Source organism: Streptomyces sp. IMTB 2501 (assembly GCF_001953885.1).
Taxonomy (GTDB): domain Bacteria; phylum Actinomycetota; class Actinomycetes; order Streptomycetales; family Streptomycetaceae; genus Streptomyces.
The window spans coordinates 188,375-205,903 of sequence record NZ_MQUS01000012.1; the positions used below are offsets into that span (position 1 = coordinate 188,375).

Here is a 17,529-nt window from a genome sequence, read left to right on the forward strand (position 1 = left end):
CTGCGCTTCCCTCTCCCCTGCTCCGTGCTCTTCCGAACTTCGATCCGGTTGTGCGTCTCAGCTCTGGTTGAAGAACCCGCCCTCTGCGATGCGGGCCTTGTCCTCCGCCGTGACATCGACGTTAGCAGGAGACAACAGGAACACCTTCTGCGTCACCCGCTCGATGCTGCCGTGAAGACCAAACACCAAACCGGCCGCAAAGTCGACAAGTCGCTTCGCGTCTGTGTCATCCATCTCAGTCAGATTCATGATCACCGGGGTGCCCTCACGGAAGTGTTCCCCGATGGTACGGGCCTCGTTGTAGGTCCGGGGGTGAAGCGTGGTGATCCGGTACGGCTCTCGTTCCGACACGACCTTGGGCATGATCACCGGTGCGTTCTTCTCCAGGGACTGGCGTTCTTGTGTGATGGATGCCACGGGCGCGATGCGCGCCGGGCGTCCGGATTCCGCGGCGAGCGAAGTCGAACGCGCCACCGGCTCGCGGGGCGCGGGCGGTTGCACGATTCGCACCTCTTCGTCCCTTTGGGACTGATGTGCACTGTGCGACTGGTGTGAAGATTCATGCCGTCGATGGTCCCGCTCGGGCTCCGGGTCCAGTTCGGGCTCGAAGTCGTCGTCAGGGTCGAATCCTCGGCCGTCGTACCCATCGTCCTCCACGAGGCCGAGGTAGACCGCCATCTTGCGCATCGCGCCGGCCATGCTCTGAGTCCTCCGCTCTGTGGTGGATCGGCTGACGACTGCCAAGTGCCCGCGATCCACGGGGTCGTTGCGCCCGCATTCGCGAGCATTGACCATATTTTCTGCTGTGGTCCGACTTCTTGGCGACGTTACCCGAGCTTGGGGCGGACTCCGAGTACCGCAGTGCCGACGCGCACATGTGTCGCTCCGGCGGCCACGGCCTGTTCGAGGTCCGCGCTCATCCCTGCCGACACCATGGTTGCAGCCGGATGAGTCCGGCGCAGGTCAGTCGACAAATCCATGAGCCGCTCGAACGCCGCCCGTTCGCGTCCCGCGTACTCCCCGGTGAGCGGAGCGACGGTCATCAGCCCGTCGAGCCGCAGCCCCGGAGACCGGGCCACGAGGTCGGCCAACTCTTCGATTCCGCCGGGCGCGACGCCGCCGCGCCCGCCCGTCTCCCGCCACCGCTCTTGCGACGAGCTTCGCGCTCCTTCTGATTCCCGCTCGCTCTCGCCCACGTCCAGCGCCACCTGGAGCAGACAGCCGACCTCACGCTCCAGCCGCACCGCCTCCTTGGACAGCGCGGTGACGAGCCGGGTACGGTCGACGGACTGCACCACATCGGCATAACCAACCACGGAACGGACCTTATTGGTCTGCAACTGACCGACGAAGTGCCATGTCAGTGGCAGATCCGCGCACGCGGCGGCCTTCGGCGCCGCGTCCTGGTCGCGGTTCTCGGCGACATGGCGCACACCGAGTTCGGACAGGATCCGCACATCGCTCGCGGGATAGGTCTTGGTGACCACGATCAGGGTCACCTCCTCCCGCTCGCGCCCCGCCGCCACACACGCGGCGGCGATGCGCTGCTCCACATTCGCCAGATTTCCGGCGAGTTCGGTCTTACGGTCCGTCATGCCCCATCAGTCCAGCCACACATAGCTCGCGAGCCGCCCGGTGGTGCGGTCGCGGCGGTACGAGAAGTGGTCGCCCGACTCCAGCGTGCACACCGGCGACTGCGCCCGGTCGCACACCCCGAGCCGGTCGAGCTGCGCGTGCACCCCGGCGGCCACATCGACCGCCGGCGTACCCCAGCTCGTCTCAGCGTGCGCCGCCGGCTCGACGGCGGCCACTTCGGCGCGCATCTGCTCCGGTACCTCGTAGCACCGTCCGCACACGGCCGGGCCGGTGCGGGCGACGATCCGGTCCGGCTCGGCGCCGAGTTCGACCATGGCCCGCACGGCGGCGGGGACGACCCCCTTGACCATGCCGGGCCGGCCCGCGTGCGCCGCCGCCACGACGCCGGCGACGGGGTCGGCCAGCAGCACCGGCACACAGTCGGCGGTGAGGACGGCGAGGGCGAGTCCGCGGCGGGCGGTGACGACGGCGTCGACCTCAGGCGCCGGCCTCCCCCACTCTCGGCTTCGCTTGAGCGGGGGGACCCCCATGAGCGGGGGGACGACCCCCATGCCCCAGGGCTCCGTCACCACGGCCACGTCGGCGCCGTGCACCTGGTTCATCCAGACGACCCGGCCCGGGTCGACGCCGAGCGACTTGGCGGCGACGTCCCGGTTGGCTCGTACGGCCTCGGGGGCGTCGCCGACCGCGCCGCCGAGGTTGAGCTCCTCATACGGAGCGGCGCTCACCCCGCCCCACCGGTCGGTGAAGGCGAAGTGCGCGCCGCTCACGCTCTCGCGCTGTCCTATCACTTCAGGAAGTCCGGCACGTCCAGCTCCTCGGCCGCGCTGTCCGAGTAGGTCCGGGGCGCCGGCGGCACCGGCGGGGCGACCGGGATCTCGGCCACCGGCTCGGGCACCTGCTCCGGCTCCTCCTTCGGCTTGACGCTGCCCAGCGAGCCGAAGGACGGACGGCTGGGCTCGCTCGGCCGGGCCGGAGCGGGCTCCTCGCGCCGGGGGGAGGCAGAAGTCGAGGACGAGCCGAGGACGTTGTCCCGGCGGGCGGGCGGCTGGCCGCCGTCGAAGCCGGCCGCGATCACGGTGACCCGGACCTCGTCGCCGAGGGCGTCGTCGATGACCGCGCCGAAGATGATGTTCGCCTCGGGGTGGGCGGCCTCGCTGACCAGCTGGGCGGCCTCGTTGATCTCGAACAGACCGAGGTCGGAGCCGCCGGAGATGGAGAGCAGCACGCCCCGGGCGCCGTCGATGGACGCCTCCAGGAGCGGCGAGGAGATCGCCATCTCGGCCGCGGCCACCGCACGGTCGTCACCGCGGGCCGAGCCGATGCCCATGAGGGCCGAACCGGCCTCGGACATGACCGACTTCACGTCGGCGAAGTCGAGGTTGATGAGGCCGGGGGTGGTGATGAGGTCGGTGATGCCCTGGACACCGGAGAGCAGGACCTGGTCGGCGGACTTGAAGGCGTCCAGGACCGAGACCTGGCGGTCCGAGATGGACAGCAGCCGGTCGTTCGGGATGACGATGAGGGTGTCGACCTCTTCGCGCAACTCGGCGATGCCGTCCTCGGCCTGGTTCGCCCGGCGCCGCCCCTCGAAGGTGAACGGGCGCGTGACCACGCCGATGGTGAGGGCGCCGAGTGAGCGTGCGATGTTGGCCACCACGGGCGCGCCGCCGGTGCCGGTGCCGCCGCCTTCACCGGCCGTCACGAAGACCATGTCGGCCCCCTTGAGGACCTCCTCGATCTCCTCGCGGTGGTCCTCGGCGGCCTTGCGGCCGACGGCCGGGTTGGCCCCGGCGCCGAGTCCGCGGGTGAGTTCACGGCCGACGTCGAGCTTGACGTCGGCGTCGCTCATCAACAGCGCCTGCGCGTCGGTGTTGATGGCGATGAACTCGACACCCTTGAGACCGACCTCGATCATCCGGTTGATGGCATTGACACCACCGCCGCCGACACCGATGACCTTGATGACTGCGAGGTAGTTCTGCGGTGCTGCCACGTCGAAGGCCTCTCGCCTCGAATTACGTTGTCGCCGCCGTGCGGTGTCCCGCGCCGGGACGACGGATGCCGAATGGGACGGTCCGTAGCGCCGACCCGAACCCTAACCCTGAAGTTTAGGGTTACCAGTGTGTGTGTTCCCTGAAGTCTTCTGAACAGGACACTAAGTCGACAAGTGGCGCACGTTCAACGAACACGCCGAACCTCCCGTTTTTCTTTTCACCCTATGTGATCAGCCGTAGCAGTGCCCAACCAGGGTGCTGGCCTGCGCTGATGTGCGTCAACTCCCCGATGACGCAGGGGCGGTGGGAACGCTGACGTCGAAGTGCCGCGCGCCGGGAGCTGCTTTCATGAGAGCCGTGAGGATGCGTGCCTTGGCCCGGCCGTTCTCACTGCTGCCCCATCCCACGGTGCGACCGTCGGCCAACTGCAGCGAGATGTTGTCGTAGGAACGGACTTGGACGGTCCGGGTCTGCTGTGCCACTGCGGCCGGCAGCGCGCCGGCGACCCGGACCGCCTCGCGCACCAGCCGGTCGACGCCGAACCGGCGGAAGCCTGCGGCGCCGGGGCCCGTGCGGGAGACGGACAATTCCAGTGCCGGAACGGCTTTCGGCGCCTCAGAAACCGTGGCGAAACGGACACCTTCGTCATCGACTTCGACGAAGTTCCCGTCCTTTCGGAGAAGCAGAACCGGAGTGCGCTCGGTCACTTTCAGTCCGATTCCATGGGGCCAGGAGCGGACCACATCAACAGTGTCAATTCGGGGCAATTTCTGGCGAAGTCTGGCTTCGATGGCGTTGATGTCGACGGAAATCATCGGGGCCCCGACCGGCACGTCCGCCGCGTCGCGCACCTCGGCGGGGGTCAGGACATCCGTGCCGGACACCGAGACATGCCCGACGCGCAGCCACGCGGAGCCGTACAACACCCAGGTGCCACCGGCCCCGAGGAGCACGGCGGCCACCGCCAGAATGACGATCATACGAAGGCGCGGTCTTCTCGGCCTGCGGGCGAGCGGCGGGCCGGACGGCTTCTGCTGGCGTTCACCGCGCTCGGCGGTGGTCGGTCCGGCCACGCTCACTGCCCTTTCGTCATACGGTCCTAACGGCGCGAGGCGATCGCCTCGTACACCATGCCGACGAGCAGCTCGTCGGCGTCCCGGCGACCGAACTCACTTGCCGCGCGGGACATCTCGTACAGCCGGTGCGGGTCGGCGAGCACGGGCAGCACGTTCTGCTGCACCCACTCGGGCGTCAGTTCCGCGTCGTCGACGAGGAGTCCGCCGCCGGCCTTCACCACCGGCTGGGCGTTCAGCCGCTGTTCGCCGTTGCCGATGGGCAGCGGGACGTAGGCGGCCGGAAGCCCGACGGCGGAGAGTTCGGCTACGGTCATCGCGCCCGCGCGGCAGAGCATCATGTCGGCCGCGGCGTACGCGAGGTCCATCCGGTCCAGGTAACTTACCGGGACATAGGGGGGCATTCCCGGCATCTGATGCACCTGCGGCAGTTCGTTCTTCGGGCCGACCGCGTGCAGGATCTGGATACCGGCCTGCTGCAGCCACGGGGCGACCTGCTGGGTCACCTCGTTGAGGCGCCGGGCACCCTGGGACCCGCCGGAGACGAGCAGTGTGGGCAGATTCGGGTCGAGGCCGAAGCGGTGGCGCCCCTCGGGGCGGGAAGCGGCCCGGTCCAGGACGGCGATCGAGCGGCGCAGCGGGATGCCGATGTAGCGGGCGTCGCGCAGCTTGCTGTCCGGCGTGGAGACGGCGACCCGGGCGGCGTACCGCGAGCCGATCTTGTTGGCCAGGCCCGGGCGGGCGTTGGCCTCGTGGATCACGATCGGCACACCGAGCCGCTTGGCGGCCAGATAGGCGGGCAGGGCGACATAGCCGCCGAAACCGACCACGACGTCCGCCTTGGTGCGCTCCAGGATCTGCTCGGCGGCCTTGATGGTTCCGCGCAGCCGGCCCGGGACGGTGATCAGCTCAGGGGTGGGCTTACGGGGCAGCGGCACCGCCGGGATCAGCGCCAGCTCATAGCCGCGCTCCGGGACGAGTCGGGTCTCCAGGCCGCGCTCCGTGCCCAGGGCCGTGATCCCCACGGCCGGGTCCTGCCTGCGCAGGGCGTCCGCGAGGGCGAGCGCGGGCTCGATGTGGCCGGCGGTCCCCCCACCGGCGAGTACGACATGCACCGAAATTCACCGCTCTCCGGACGAGCGCGCCCTTGAGGCACGCCGTCGCATCGTGTTCCATCTCCGGGAGGCACCGGCCGGCCTTCCCGACCGAGCAGAGCCCCCGGCTCCCCGCTTTCTACCAAAGCGAGGTTGCCGCATCGCAAGCGCCGCCCGCGCAGCGGGATCGTCGCGCGCGAAGGCGATCAGCAACCCGATGGCGAACATGGTCGGCAGCAGGGCGGACCCTCCGTAGGAGAACAGCGGGAGGGGGACGCCGGCGATCGGCAGCAGACCGAGCACCGCACCGATGTTGATCACCGCCTGCGCCATGATCCAGGTGGTCACACCTCCCGCGGCATACCTCACGAAGGGGTCCTCCGTGCGTCCGGCCACGCGGATACCCGCATAGCCTAGAGCCGCGAACAGGGCGAGTACCGACAGTGTCCCCGCCAGGCCCAGCTCCTCACCGGTGACCGCGAAGATGAAGTCGGTGTGGGCTTCCGGCAGTTGGCCCCATTTTTCCACACTCGCACCGAGACCGGAGCCGAAGAGTCCGCCGGAGGCGAGCGCGTAGATCCCGTGCACGGCCTGCCAGCAGTCGGCTACGCCCGTCTTGGGCTCGGTGGCGCCGATGCAGGCGAGCCGGGCCATCCGGTTGGGGCTGGTCTTGATGGCGACGAAGGCGAGCAGAGCGGCGATCTGCAGCACCATGGCGAACAGCCTGGTCGGCGCCCCCGCGAGCCACAGCAGGCCGAACAGGACCGCCGTGAGGATGATCGTCGTACCCATGTCGCCGCCGAGCATGATCAGCCCGAGCAGCAGGAAGGTGACCGGTACCAGCGGCACCAGCATGTGCTTCCACTGGGTCAGCAGCTTCTTCTCCTGCTTGCGGGCGATCAGGTCCGCGCCCCACAGCACCAGGGCCAGCTTGCCGAACTCGCTCGGCTGGATCTGGAAGGAGCCACCGAGGGCGATCCAGTTCTGGTTGCCGTTGACCGTCTTCCCTATCCCCGGCACCTGCACGAGAGCCATCAGGAAGACGGCGCAGGCCAGGATCGGGTAGGCCAGCGCCCGGTGCAGCTTCACCGGCATGCGGGAGGCCACGAACATCAGTACCCCGCCCAGCACGGCGGCCAGCAGCTGCTTGCGGAAGAAGTACGACCCCGGCAGCGCCATCTGCAGCGCGGTGACCTGGGAGGCCGAGTAGACCATGACCAGGCCCAGCACGGTGATCAGCACGCTGCCGCCGAGGATCAGGTAGTAGGCGGTCAGCGGACGGTCCCAGGCCTTCTTGGCGCGCGCGTAGAACCGTTGCACGGGACTGTCGCGCCGGGGTCCGGGGACGGCGGGACGGCGGGACGCCCCTTGTACGGGCGGCCGACCGGTACGGCTACTGGGCATCAACGCCTCCACTGAACGTCGACCGTCCCACGCGTCCCTCCCAAGATCCGCCCGGCGGGCGGCCGGGGTCAGGCTCCGAGTTCGCGGACCGCCGCCGCGAACGCGTCACCGCGCTGGTTGTAGTTGGTGAACATGTCCATGGAGGCGCAGGCCGGGGCCAGCAGCACCGTGTCACCGGGCTGCGCGAGCCGCTTCGCTTCCCTCACCGCCTGGAGCATCGCCTCAGTGTCGGTCCGGTCGAGGTCGACGACGGGTACTTCGGGGGCGTGTCGCGCGAGGGCGTCGCGGATCAGGGCACGATCGGCGCCGATCAGGACGGCACCACGAAGTCGCTTTGCCGACTTGGCGACCAGCTCGTCGAAGGTCGCACCCTTCGCCAGGCCACCCGCAATCCATACAATCGACTCATATGACGCCAACGAGGCTTCGGCGGCATGCGTGTTGGTGGCCTTGGAGTCGTCCACATACGCCACCGAGTCGATGTCGGCGACGTGCGCGATGCGGTGGGCGTCCGGCCGGAAGGACCTGAGGCCGTCGCGGACGGCCTGGGCGGGCACCCCGAAGGCGCGCGCGAGGGCCGCCGCGGCAAGGGCGTTGGCGATGTTGTGCGGGGCCGACGGGTTGACGTCCGAGACCTCGGCCAGCTCCTGCGCGTTCTTCTGCCGGTTCTCGACGAAGGCGCGGTCGACCAGAATGCCGTCGACGACGCCGAATTGGGAGGGCGCGGGGGCGCCCAGGGTGAACCCGATGGCCCGGCAGCCTTCCTCGACGTCGGCCTCGCGGACCAGGTCCTCGGTGGCCTTGTCCTCGACGTTGTAGACACAGGCGACCCGATTGCCCTCGTAGATACGGCCCTTGTCGTGCGCGTAGGCCTCCATGGAGCCGTGCCAGTCGAGGTGGTCCGGGGCGAGGTTGAGGACGGCCGCCGAGTGGGCACGCAACGAGGGCGCCCAGTGCAGCTGGTAGCTGGACAGTTCCACGGCGAGGACGTCGTAACGCTCCTCGCCGAGGACCGCGTCCAGCAGGGAGACACCGATGTTGCCGACGGCGGCCGTGCGCAGGCCCGCGGCCTTCAGGATCGACGCCAGCATCTGCACGGTCGTCGTCTTGCCGTTGGTACCGGTGACGGCGAGCCAGGGTGCCGCTTCGGGGCCGCGCAGGCGCCAGGCCAGCTCGACGTCGCCCCAGACGGGCACGCCCGCCTTCTCCGCCGCCAGGAACAGCGGCTTGTCCGGCTTCCAGCCGGGCGCGGTGACGATCAGCTCGGTGCCCTCCGGCAGGGTCGCCCCGTCGCCGAGGCGCACGGTGATGCCGAGCGCCTCCAGTTCGGCGGCCTGCTCACGCGCGCGTGCGTCGTCGCCGTCGTTGACGACCGTGACGGTCGCCCCGCGCGCGTGCAGCACCTTGGCCGCCGGGACGCCGGAGACACCGAGGCCGGCGACGGTGACGTGCTTGCCCTGGAAGTCGAAGAGCTCCGAGGTGGAGGTCACTTTTCCGCTGCCCATCCCGCATAGAAGAGGCCCAGTCCGACAATCACACAGATGCCCTGGATGATCCAGAATCGGACCACCACCAGGACCTCGGACCAGCCCTTGAGTTCGAAGTGGTGCTGGAGTGGCGCCATCCGGAAGACGCGCTTGCCGGTGAGCCGGAAGGAGCCGACCTGGATGACGACCGACATGGTGATGAGGACGAACAGGCCGCCCATGATGGCCAGCAGCAGCTCCGTACGGGAGAGGATGGCCAGACCGGTGAGGACACCGCCGAGGGCGAGCGAGCCGGTGTCGCCCATGAAGATCTTCGCCGGCGAGGTGTTCCACCACAGGAAGCCCAGGCAGGCACCCATCAGCGCGGAGGCGATCACCGCGAGGTCGAGCGGGTCGCGCACCTCGTAGCAGGCGGCCGGGTTGGTCAGGGTCTGCGCGTTGGCGCAGGACTCCTGGAACTGCCAGACGCCGATGAACGTGTAGGCGCCGAAGACGAGCACGGAGGCGCCGGTGGCCAGACCGTCCAGACCGTCGGTGAGGTTCACGCCGTTCGACATCGCGAGGATCATGAACAGCGCCCAGACGACGAACAGCACCGGGCCGATCGTCCAGCCGAAGTCGGTGATGAACGACAGCTTGGTGGAGGCCGGGGTGTTGCCGCGCGCGTCGGCGAACATCAGCGACAGCACGGCGAAGGAGATGCCGACGATCAGCTGGCCGGCCATCTTCGCCTTGGCCCGCAGGCCCAGCGAACGGCGCTTGACGATCTTGATGTAGTCGTCGAGGAAGCCGACCAGGCCCATGCCGAACATCAGGCCGAGGACCAGTACGCCGGAGTAGGTGGGCGGGTAGCCGGTGATGAGCTTGCTCAGGAAGTACGCGGCGATCGTCGCCAGGATGAAGGCGATGCCGCCCATGGTCGGCGTACCGCGCTTGCTGGCGTGCTCGCGCGGTCCGTCGTCACGGATGTACTGGCCGTAGCCCTTGCGGGCGAGGAGCTTGATCAGCAGCGGGGTGCCGATCAGCGTCAGGAAGAGGCCAATGACTCCCGAGAACAGGATCTGCTTCATCATCGGGCGGCGACCTCGCCCTCGACGAGCGCCTGGGCGACGTTCTCCAGACCCACCGAACGGGACGCCTTCACGAGGACGACGTCCCCCGGGCGCAACTCGCTGCGCAACAGGTCGATCGCCGCCTGTGCGTCGGACACGTGCACCGACTCCTCACCCCACGAACCCTCGTTATATGCGCCCAGTTGCAGCCAGGAGGCCTCAATCCCCCCGACCGCGACGAGCTTGCTGACGTTGAGCCGGACGGCGAGCCGTCCGACGGCGTCGTGCTCGGCGAGCGCCTCGTCCCCCAGCTCGGCCATCTTGCCGAGCACCGCCCACGTGCGGCGCCCCTTGCCCATGGCCGCGAGCGCCCGAAGGGCGGCCCGCATGGACTCGGGGTTGGCGTTGTAGGCGTCGTTGACGATGGTCACGCCGTCCGGGCGCTCGGTGACCTCCATGCGCCAGCGGGAGAGGGTGCCCGCCTCGGAGAGCGCGGTGGCGATCTCTTCCGCGGACATGCCCAGCTCATGGGCGACGGCGGCCGCGGCGAGCGCGTTCGACACGTGGTGCTCACCGTACAGGCGCATGGTCACATCACATGCACCGGAGGGTGTGTGAAGCCTGAAGGAAGGTTGTCCACTGTCCGTGAGTCGCACGTTCTCGGCGCGTACGTCCGCTTCGGCCGACTCTCCGAAAAGGACCACCTTCGCCTTGGTACGCGGGGCCATGGCTCTCACCAGCGGGTCGTCGGCGTTGAGAATCGCCGCGCCGTCCTCCGGAAGGCCCTCGATGATCTCGCCCTTGGCCTGCGCGATCTGCTCCCGGCCGCCGAACTCGCCGATGTGGGCGGTGCCGACGTTGAGGACGAGGCCGATCTTGGGCGGGGTGAGGCTCGTGAGGTAGCGGATGTCGCCGATGTAGCGGGCGCCCATCTCCAGCACGAGGTACTGGGTGTCGTGCGTGACGCGGAGGGCGGTCAGGGGAAGGCCGATCTCGTTGTTGAGATTGCCTTCCGGCCAGATCGTGGGCGCCTTGCTGCTGAGCACCTGGGCGATCAGGTCCTTGGTGCTGGTCTTGCCGGCCGAGCCGGTGAGCGCGACGAGGTTCGCACCGGCCCGGGCCACGACATGGCGAGCGAGAGCACCGAGCGCCTTGGTGACGTCCTCGACCACGATCGCGGGCACGCCGACCGGGCGGGACGCCAGTACGGCGACCGCGCCCGCCTCGGCGACCTGTGGTGCGAAGTCGTGGCCGTCCACGTGCTCGCCGACGAAGGCGGCGAACAGGCTGCCGGGCACCACCTCACGGGAGTCACGGACGACCGGACCGGTGACCTGGACGGACGGATCCGGTATGTCGTGCGTCTGCCCGCCGACGACTGCTGCGATCTCGGCGAGGGAGAGGGCGATCACAAGTTCATCCCCTGGGTCTTCTGGATTTTCATCCCTGGGTCTTCTGGATGGCTTCGCGGAGCACCTGGCGGTCGTCGAAGGGACGGATCACGCCGGCGATGTCCTGGCCCTGCTCATGGCCCTTGCCCGCGACCAGCACGGTGTCACCGGCCTGGGCGCGGCCCACGGCCGCGCTGATCGCCGCGGCCCGGTCCTCGAAGAGGAGTACCTCGCCACGCTCGTGCGCGGGCACGGAGGCCGCTCCCTGGAGCATGGTCGCGAGGATCGCGAGCGGGTCCTCGGAGCGGGGGTTGTCGGAGGTCAGTACGGCCGTGTCGGCGAGCCGGGCCGCGGCGGCGCCCATCGGGGCGCGCTTGGTCTGGTCGCGGTCGCCGCCGCAGCCGAGGACCACGTGCAGCCGGCCCTTGGTGACCTTGCGCAGCGCCTTGAGCACCGATTCGACGGCGTCGGTCTTGTGCGCGTAGTCGACGACCGCGAGATAGGGCTGCCCGGCGTCCACGCGCTCCAGACGGCCGGGGACACCGGGTACGGCGGAGATGCCGTCGGCGGCGGTCTGCGGGTCGAGACCGGCGGCGGCGAGGGCGACGACGGCGGCGAGGGTGTTCGCCACGTTGAAGGGACCGGCGATCGGCGACCTGGCGTGGATCCGCTCGCCGTTCGGGCCGACGGCGGTGAACGTCGAGTCCATGGGGCCGACCTGGACGTCCTCGGCGCGCCAGTCGGCGTCGGGGTGGCCCTCGGCGGAGAAGGTGACGACCGGGACCGTGGCCTCCTGGGCGAGCCGGCGGCCGTACTCGTCGTCGGCGTTGATCACGCCGAGTTTGCTGCGTTCCGGGGTGAACAGCTGTGCCTTGGCCCCGAAGTAGTCCTCCATGTCGGAGTGGAACTCCATGTGTTCCGGGCTGAGGTTGGTGAACACGGCGATGTCGAAGACACAGGCATCGACCCGGCCGAGGACCAGGGCGTGGCTGGAGACCTCCATGGCGACCGCCTCGACGCCGCGCTCGCGCATGACGGCGAACAGGGCCTGGAGGTCGGTTGCTTCGGGGGTGGTGCGCTCGGACTTGATGCGCTCGTCACCGATGCGCATCTCGACCGTGCCGATGAGACCGGTGGACTTCGCGGTCCGCAGCCCGCCCTCGACCAGGTAGGCCGTGGTGGTCTTGCCGGAGGTGCCGGTGATGCCGATCTGGAGCAGGTCGCGGCCGGGGTGGCCGTAGATCGTCGCCGCGAGTTCGCCCATCCGCGCGCGCGGGTCGGCCACGACGAGGACCGGCAGTCCGGTCGCCGCGGCGCGCTCGGCGCCCCTCGGATCGGTGAGCACGGCGACCGCGCCGAGGCCGGCGGCCTGGGTGACGAAGTCGGCGCCGTGCAGGCGGGCGCCCGGCAGGGCGGCGTACAGGTCGCCGGGGCGGACGGCGCGCGAGTCGTGGGTGATCCCCGTGACCTCTGCGGCGGTGTCCGGAGCGGCGGCACCCAGCTGATCGGCCAGTTCCGCGAGGGGTGTGGCGGAGACGTGAACCGGTCGCGGCGGTCCCGGATATGTCACGGAAGCGCCCTTCTGGGTGGTTTGGGACTGATCAGCGTGTGGCACGGCGGTGAGCGTACCGGGCGCACCCGCTCCGGAGCGAAGTGAGGGGCGGGGGGCACCGTGGTTCCCGGGTTCCGGGGTGATCGTTGTCACGAGTTCGTTCCTGGTGTTCCGGTGTGCTGATCGGGGCTGATCAGGGCTTGTAGTCGACGGGCAGGTTGGCGGCCGGCGCCCCGGTCGGCGGGACCTGGAGGGTCTTCAGGGCGAACTCCATCACCTGCTTGTAGATGGGACCGCAGATCTGGCCGCCGTAGTAGCTGCCGGAGGTGGCGTTCTGGATGGCGCAGTAGACGGTGATCCGGGGGTTGTCGGCGGGGGCGAAGCCGGCGAAGGACGAGGTGTAGCCGCGGTACTTGCCGGTGGCCGGATCCACGCGGTTGGCCGTACCGGTCTTGCCGGCGACGTTGTAGCCGGGGATGCGGGCCTTGATGCCGGTGCCCTGCTCGTCGTCCACGACGGACTCCAGCATCTGGGCGAGCGTCCTGGCGGTCCTGTCGCTGACCACCCGCGTCTCCTTGGGCTTCAGGGAGGGGGTGAAGCGGCCGTCGGCGCCCTTGGTGCCGCGCACCAGGGTCGGCTCGATCCGGACCCCGCCGTTGGCGATGGTCGAGTACACGGAGGCGGCCTGCACGGCGTTGATGGAGAAACCCTGGCCGAAAGGAATCGTGTACTGCTGCGACGTGGACCACTTCTGGAACGGCGCGAGGATGCCGGGGGTCTCGCCGGGGAAGCCGAGTCCGGTCGGGCTGCCGATGCCGAACTTGCGCAGGTAGGAGTAGAGGACCCTGTTCGCCTCGGCCTGTGTCCTGCCGAGCTGGCCGGTGGCCAGGATGGTCCCGATGTTGCTGGACTTGGCGAGCACGCCGTTCAGCGTGAGGTACCAGGTGTCGTGGTCGACGTCGTCCTGGAAGAGCCGGTCGCCGCGGTGCAGCCGGTTGGGTACGACGACGTGGGTGAGCGGGGTCGCTGCGTTCTCCTGCAGCACGGCCGCCATGGACATCACCTTGGCGGTGGAGCCGGGCTCGTAGGCGTCCTGCAGGGCCGCGTTGCCCATGGCGTCCGCGTCCGCCTTGGACAGGTTGTTCGGGTCGAAGCCGGGCGCGTCGGCCATGGCCAGGATCTGGCCGGTACGGGTGTCCTGGACGACGACGTACCCGCGGTCCGCGTTGGATTTCTGCACCTGCTCGCTGATGGCCTTCTGCGCGGCCCACTGGATGTCGCGGTCGATGGTCAGCTCGACGTCGGAGCCGGGCACGGCGGGGGTCTCGTTGGATCCGACCGTGGGCACCTCACGGCCGCCGGACTGGGCATAGCGGATCTTGCCGTCCTTGCCCGACAGCTGCTTGTTCAGCTCCTGCTCGATGCCTCCGCCGCCCCGGCCGTCGGCGTTGACCCAGCCCAGAGTCCCGGCGGCGAGGTCGCCGTTGGGGTACACGCGCTGGCTGCTGGGGTCGGCGAAGACGCCGGCCAGCACGTTGGCGGTGTTGTTGTCCGTCGCCGCCTTCGCGGCCAGCGCGTTCCTCAGGTCCTTGATCTGCTTCCAGACCTGCGGGGTCTGCCGGTTGGCGAGCCGGGCGTACCGGGAGTTCTTGTTCTTGGGCCGCAGTTTGTTCACGAGCGTGGCCTGGTCCTGCCCGAGGATCGGGGAGAGCAGCGCGGCGGCCTGCTCGGGCCCGTCGTCGATCTTCAGCTGCTTCCTGCTGAACATCGTGGGGTCGGCCGTGATGTCGTACGCGTCCTCGCTGATGGCGAGGGCCACGCCGTTGCGGTCGGTGATCCCGCCGCGCGAGGCGGCCAGCGTGTGTGCGACATACCTGTTCTGCTCGGCCCGCGCTGCGTACGCGCTGGCGTCGACGGCCTGCACCTGGAGCAGCCGTACGACGAAGGCGAGCAGCACCAGGGTCAGCATGAGGCTGACCATGCGCAGCCGGGGCCGCGGGCTGCCGAGCCGGAGGGTGGCCTGGGCCGAGAACCGCGCGCCGCTCGGCCGCCGCACCGGACGCGCCCCGGACCCGGGCTGCCGCCGCACGGCGCCGCTCCCGGGCCTCGGTGGCCTGGCAGGCCCGGGCACACGACGACGCGGCGCTTCCCTGTCGGACACTTCCGTCACCTGCCGGGGGTCGGGGTGGGGGTGGGCTGGGGGATGGCGGGCGGCGGGGGGACGGCCGCCGCCGGGGCGGGGAGCGCGGGAGTGGGCTGGGGGCCGGCGGGGGCGGGCTGTCCCTGGGCGGGGGTGGCCCCCTGAGCCGGAGTCGCCCCCTGGGCCGGGGCGGTGGAGGGGAGGGTGGGCCCTGTCGCGGAGAGGGCGGGGGACGGGGTCGGGGCCTCGGGGGCGACCGGGGCGGTGAAGGCGGCGGATCGGGGGACGGCGCTCGGGACGCCCATGACCTTGCCGTCGGGGCCGAGGAAGGCCGGGTCGCCGCCCGGGACCATGCCGAGTTCGTGGGCCCGGCGCTGGAGGGCGTCGGGGGACGAGTAGGCGTCGATGTCCCGCTGGAGGGCCTGTTCCTCGTCGGTGAGGCTCCTGGTCTGCTTCTGCAGGTCGGCCAGCTTGAACGAGCCCTCGCTGAGCGCGGAGTTCAGCACCAGCAGCCCGATGAGACCGCCGCCGAGGAGCAGGACGACGAGGAGGACGAACGGGGTGCGGGCGGCCTGGGCCCGGCCGGCCGGGAAGAGCCGGGCGAGTCGCGCGGCCCGCCCTCTCAGTTGGGGTTTCCTACCCACGGCTCCCCCGGTGAGTTCGGGAATCCAACCGACTCGTCTCGCTCACTCGGCGTCCTCCCTGATGCGCTCTGCGCCGCGCAGCCTGGCCGGCGCGGCCCGGCGGTTCTCGGCGACCTCTTCCTCGGTGGGAAGTTCGGCACCCCGCGTGAGCAGCTTGAGCCGCGGCTGATATCGCTCCGGCACGACCGGCAGCCCGGGCGGCGCGGTCGACGCGGCACCGGCCGCGAACACCTGCTTGACCAACCGGTCTTCGAGCGAGTGGTACGACAGCACGGCGATGCGCCCGCCGACGTCGAGGGCCTGCACCGCGGCCGGGATCGCCCGCTCCAGGACGGACAGTTCGCCGTTGACCTCGATGCGCAGCGCCTGGAAGGTGCGCTTGGCGGGGTTGCCGCCGGTGCGCTTGGCGGCCTGCGGCAGGGCGTCCCGGATCAGCTCCACGAGCCGCGCGCTCGTACTGAACGGCTCCTTCTCCCGCTCTCGCACGATCGCGGACACGATCCGCTTGGCCTGCTTCTCCTCGCCGTACGCGCGCAGGATGCGCACGAGTTCGCCCGCCGGGTAGGTGTTGAGCACCTCGGCGGCGCTGATGCCGGCCGTCTGGTCCATGCGCATGTCCAGCGGCGCGTCCTGGGCGTAGGCGAAGCCGCGGTCGGCCTCGTCCAGCTGCATGGAGGAGACCCCGAGGTCGAACAGGACACCCTGCACGCGCGCGATACGCAGCCGGCGCAGCACGTCGGGCAGTTCGTCGTAGACGGCGTGCACGAGGGTGGCACGCTCTCCGAAGGGCGCGAGTCGCTCGCCGGACAGCCGCAGCGCCTCCTTGTCCCGGTCGAGGCCGATCAGCCGCACCTCCGGGAACCGGGCCAGCAGTGCCTCACTGTGTCCGCCGAGGCCGAGGGTGCAGTCGACGACCACCGCTTCCGGCCGCTCCAGGGCGGGCGCCAGCAGATCCAGGCACCGCTGGAGCATCACCGGGACGTGTCGACTCTGGCTCAAGGGGGCCTCTCATCTTCCGGCGAGGCGCCGCACGCACCGCCGGGTCCCCGCCAGCTCGTGTAGGGAAGGCCTGCCGGCGCCGGAAGCGTCAGCCGGACCGGGAGCGGGAGGAGGCCGAGCCGTACGTACGCGCCGCGCACGTGGGGAGACGGTCCGGGGTGAGCCGGTGCCTCCGGGGGTTTCACCAGCAGGGAGAGCCGCGTCTCCCGCTTCGCGTCACTTTAGTCCACCCTGTCTCGCGGTCAATCAACCGGCCTGCGCGTCGCGTACCGCATCCCGGCCGGGGCCGCAATTCGAACGGATTCACCCGTGCGGTCCATGTTTGCCCTCCGTATGGGGTAGCTCACAACAAGCCACGATGACGTTTTTTGTCCCACTCTCACAGCAGGCCCGGACCGGAGGTGACCAGTAACGTCATGAGTATGACGACTTCCGCAGCAGTTCCCACTGGATCCGAAGGCGCCATACCCAGCGACGGCGCCGTGACGGACCGCCTGGTGGAGGCCAACGAGCGGTACGCCTCCGCCTTCACCGACCCAGGCATGGATGCCCGTCCCGTCCTGCACGTGGCCGTGGTGGCCTGCATGGACGCCCGACTCGACCTGCACGCCGCGCTCGGCCTGGAGCTCGGCGACTGTCACACCATCCGCAACGCGGGCGGAGTCGTCACCGACGACGTGATCCGCTCCCTGACCATCAGCCAGCGGGCACTCGGCACCCGCAGCATCGTCCTGATCCACCACACCGGCTGCGGCCTGGAGTCCCTCACCGAGGAGTTCCGGCACGAGCTGGAGATGGAGGTCGGCCAGCGCCCGGCCTGGGCGGTGGAGTCCTTCCGGGACGTCGAGCAGGACGTACGGCAGTCCATGCAGCGCGTGCGCACCTCGCCGTTCCTGCTGCACACCGACGACGTGCGTGGCTTCGTCTTCGACGTGCACACGGGCCTGCTGCGCGAGATCGACCCGGCCTGAGCCCGGCCGGCGCACCGGCCCGCCCGAACATCCCGCCGTACACACGCATTCCGCCGCCCGGCCTCGAAAACGATGGTCGAAATGGCCGTAAGACCGACATCGTGCGGGCAGTTGTCCACAGTCGAGTGA

Annotated in this window: 15 protein-coding genes; 1 reads left to right on the forward strand and 14 read right to left on the reverse strand. The window is 69.9% G+C overall.

Annotation, left to right across the window (positions count from 1 at the left end; genetic code table 11):
* Positions 1–57: 57 nt before the first annotated feature.
* The 14 genes from AV521_RS22050 to rsmH form a co-directional block, all read right to left on the reverse strand.
* The gene (locus AV521_RS22050) at positions 58–699 is read right to left on the reverse strand and encodes a cell division protein SepF (RefSeq protein WP_023551436.1); all 642 of its coding nucleotides are present in this window, start codon (positions 697–699) and stop codon (positions 58–60) included.
* 128 nt (positions 700–827) lie between these two features.
* On the reverse strand, positions 828–1,595 hold the full coding sequence (locus tag AV521_RS22055) for a YggS family pyridoxal phosphate enzyme (protein ID WP_076090191.1): 768 nt from the start codon (positions 1,593–1,595) through the stop codon (positions 828–830).
* A 6-nt stretch (positions 1,596–1,601) separates the two neighbouring features.
* Positions 1,602–2,387: a peptidoglycan editing factor PgeF gene (pgeF, locus tag AV521_RS22060; RefSeq protein WP_076090192.1), complete on the reverse strand. Its 786-nt coding sequence runs from the start codon at positions 2,385–2,387 to the stop codon at positions 1,602–1,604.
* Positions 2,384–3,592, reverse strand: a complete 1,209-nt coding sequence (gene ftsZ, locus AV521_RS22065; protein WP_076090193.1) for a cell division protein FtsZ — start codon at positions 3,590–3,592, stop codon at positions 2,384–2,386. The genes pgeF and ftsZ overlap by 4 nt, the downstream gene beginning before the upstream one ends.
* 279 nt (positions 3,593–3,871) lie before the next feature.
* A complete protein-coding gene (locus AV521_RS22075) occupies positions 3,872–4,666 on the reverse strand; it encodes a cell division protein FtsQ/DivIB (RefSeq protein WP_076090274.1) in 795 nt (264 codons plus the stop codon).
* 26 nt (positions 4,667–4,692) lie between these two features.
* Positions 4,693–5,781, reverse strand: a complete 1,089-nt coding sequence (gene murG, locus AV521_RS22080; RefSeq protein ID WP_076090195.1) for an undecaprenyldiphospho-muramoylpentapeptide beta-N-acetylglucosaminyltransferase — start codon at positions 5,779–5,781, stop codon at positions 4,693–4,695.
* A gap of 6 nt (positions 5,782–5,787) precedes the next feature.
* On the reverse strand, positions 5,788–7,164 hold the full coding sequence (gene ftsW, locus AV521_RS22085; protein WP_076090196.1) for a putative lipid II flippase FtsW: 1,377 nt from the start codon (positions 7,162–7,164) through the stop codon (positions 5,788–5,790).
* 68 nt (positions 7,165–7,232) lie between these two features.
* Entirely contained in the window at positions 7,233–8,669 is a 1,437-nt protein-coding gene (murD, locus tag AV521_RS22090) for a UDP-N-acetylmuramoyl-L-alanine--D-glutamate ligase (protein ID WP_179023291.1), read from the reverse strand.
* Positions 8,651–9,724 carry a phospho-N-acetylmuramoyl-pentapeptide-transferase gene (gene mraY, locus AV521_RS22095; protein WP_023551428.1) on the reverse strand — a complete coding sequence of 358 codons (1,074 nt, stop codon included), beginning with the start codon at positions 9,722–9,724 and terminating at the stop codon, positions 8,651–8,653. The genes murD and mraY overlap by 19 nt, the downstream gene beginning before the upstream one ends.
* Positions 9,721–11,115 carry a UDP-N-acetylmuramoyl-tripeptide--D-alanyl-D-alanine ligase gene (gene murF, locus AV521_RS22100; RefSeq protein WP_076090198.1) on the reverse strand — a complete coding sequence of 465 codons (1,395 nt, stop codon included), beginning with the start codon at positions 11,113–11,115 and terminating at the stop codon, positions 9,721–9,723. Before murF ends, mraY begins: the two co-directional genes overlap by 4 nt.
* 28 nt (positions 11,116–11,143) lie before the next feature.
* A complete protein-coding gene (locus AV521_RS22105; protein ID WP_076090199.1) occupies positions 11,144–12,664 on the reverse strand; it encodes a UDP-N-acetylmuramoyl-L-alanyl-D-glutamate--2,6-diaminopimelate ligase in 1,521 nt (506 codons plus the stop codon).
* A gap of 175 nt (positions 12,665–12,839) precedes the next feature.
* The gene (locus tag AV521_RS22110) at positions 12,840–14,807 is read right to left on the reverse strand and encodes a penicillin-binding protein 2 (RefSeq protein WP_305965181.1); all 1,968 of its coding nucleotides are present in this window, start codon (positions 14,805–14,807) and stop codon (positions 12,840–12,842) included.
* 5 nt (positions 14,808–14,812) lie between these two features.
* Positions 14,813–15,430, reverse strand: coding sequence for a septum formation initiator family protein (locus tag AV521_RS22115; protein ID WP_076090201.1), 618 nt, complete (start codon positions 15,428–15,430; stop codon positions 14,813–14,815).
* A gap of 42 nt (positions 15,431–15,472) precedes the next feature.
* On the reverse strand, positions 15,473–16,429 hold the full coding sequence (rsmH, locus tag AV521_RS22120) for a 16S rRNA (cytosine(1402)-N(4))-methyltransferase RsmH (RefSeq protein ID WP_076090202.1): 957 nt from the start codon (positions 16,427–16,429) through the stop codon (positions 15,473–15,475).
* Between the two features lie 422 nt (positions 16,430–16,851).
* On the opposite strand from rsmH, the gene AV521_RS22125 reads away from it, so the two are divergent.
* Positions 16,852–17,400 carry a carbonic anhydrase gene (locus tag AV521_RS22125; RefSeq protein ID WP_076090203.1) on the forward strand — a complete coding sequence of 183 codons (549 nt, stop codon included), beginning with the start codon at positions 16,852–16,854 and terminating at the stop codon, positions 17,398–17,400.
* The last annotated feature ends 129 nt before the right edge of the window (positions 17,401–17,529 follow it).